We start from the raw sequence: 1,900 nt of genomic DNA, 5'->3' as shown, positions 1-1,900 counted from the left end.
TAGAAATTCCAAGATTCTAATACGTATATACTGTAAACCACTTATAAATGCGGTACAATATACGTACCATAATGATACGTATAGTTGATATGAATAAAAGAACCTCAAATTGGGATTACTCAAGCATCAAAAACTTTCCTGAAGGAGCTACAATCCAACGAAATGGAGAGGCTTTAATAGTTATCCGCAGAAAAACAATCTATGACCCAACAATTGGCCGAGGCAAAGATGCGTCACGTGAATACTTAGGTCGTGTCGTTGATGGTGTGTTTTATTCTAGAGATGAATACCGCTTAAAGTTCCAAAAAGGAGGAAAGCCAAGACGAGTTCCATTGATACCTCATGTTTCTACTCTTGGTGTACCAGAAGCATTCAAAAGTCTTAGTGATGATGAGCTAAAACAACTATTGATTGCGGAAACTGTAGATGTTCCTGTCAGTTGTGTTCCTATCTTGCACAGAATTGCTCTTGAACTCAATATTATTGAGGATCTACAAGCATCGTTCGGTAACGCTGCTGCTGATGCAATATTCACAATAGCTGCGTTTCATATTTGTACAGGAGATAACTCTGCAAGAGCTTTTGAGCATTGGGCTAGAAATAGGCTTTTACCAGAAAGTATTGATCTTAAAGATGGTAGAGATCTTAGCAATCTCTACGAGCAGATCGGAACAAATCTTGAAAATGTTCACAGATATACAGCCTGTCGTATAGCCAGAAACAAGCAAGCTAAGCTGTTGCTCAGTGTAGATAGTACAACAATAGCATGTGGCTGCTCAAACTCTGCAAAAGCAAAGATAGGCAAAAACAAGCGAGGTCAAATTGAAAGCCAGATTAACTTAGCTGTAACTTTCAATACAACGACTCATCAGCCAATTCTCTACAGGGTTTTGCCAGGAAATATAAATGATTGTCAGACTGTATTAGAACTGTTGACTTCTTTTGATGAGTACAATGTCAACATCCCTGAGTGTGCAGCATCACTTGATCGAGGTTACTTTTCAGAAGAGAACCTGCTGATAGCTTACAAAGCTAAAGTTAAGTGTATTTTCGCAGCAAAGATTAATATTGGCTGGATTGCAGAATCTATAGACAGAGTTCGTACAAAGTTTGTCGATGCAAAGAAAGGAACTGGCAACCATGCATATGCTCTAAAAGATGGATCTTGTCTAGGACTTACTATTGAGCGACGAATAAAGGTAAATGGTACTCTGTTTGCTGTTTACGTACATGTATTTAAGTCTGAGCGAACTGCATCATATCAACTAGAGCGCTTCTACTCTGAGCTTAATAAGTTTGAGAATCTATGGATTAGCAAAGGAAAACTAACCAAGCGTCTCAGAAAAGAAAGTATCATGAAGTACTTTATAGTTGACGATGGTGATGGTAGTTGTGTGCCTAAGCTGATTCGTGATAAAAAAGCTATAGATGATGCAGTTAAGAATTTCGGCATCTTTGTTGATGTTACGACTTGGAGATGTTCCGCACAAGAGTGCTATGAGTTTTACGGATTCAGGCGAGATATTGAGCGTATATTCCGAACAGGAAAGTCAGATTGCAACATGAATGTTCAGAGAACTCATAATGATAGAACTATGGAGGGAAAGTGTTTCGTAAACTTCATCGAACTATCAATCTTGGAGGAGCTCAAGCAAAGATTAGCAACTGATCAAATGAAAGTTTTGAAAAGCGGTAAAACACGTGTTGAGCTTGCAAAGCATACATTTGATATTGATGATGTTATCAACGGCTTAGATAGTGTAGCTTATACAAGACGCAAGTCTAATGGCGCTCTAATAACCAGAGAGGTGGTTGAAAAGCAACGAGAAATTGCCATTGCCTGCGGTTGCCGTGGTATTTTTGATATGCCATATACGTATTAAAATCTCGGAATTTCTAA

At 38.5% G+C, this 1,900-nt stretch carries 1 protein-coding gene; it reads left to right on the top strand.

Annotation, left to right across the window (positions count from 1 at the left end; all coding sequences use genetic code 11):
- The first annotated feature begins 89 nt into the window (after nt 1–89).
- Nucleotides 90–1,883, top strand: a complete 1,794-nt coding sequence (locus MXE38_RS12190) for a transposase (RefSeq protein WP_246915470.1) — start codon at nt 90–92, stop codon at nt 1,881–1,883.
- Nucleotides 1,884–1,900: the final 17 nt, after the last annotated feature.

The sequence above is a fragment of the Anaerobiospirillum sp. NML120448 genome (assembly GCF_023050945.1).
GTDB lineage: Bacteria > Pseudomonadota > Gammaproteobacteria > Enterobacterales > Succinivibrionaceae > Anaerobiospirillum.
Note: the sequence above shows the minus strand (reverse complement) of the source record. Positions and strands in the feature narration are given on the sequence as shown.

Excerpts from the sequence above, each read along its gene's own strand:
- MXE38_RS12190 (WP_246915470.1), top strand. The coding sequence starts at position 90 with ATGAATAAAAGAACCTCAAATTGGGATTACTCAAGCATCAAAAACTTT.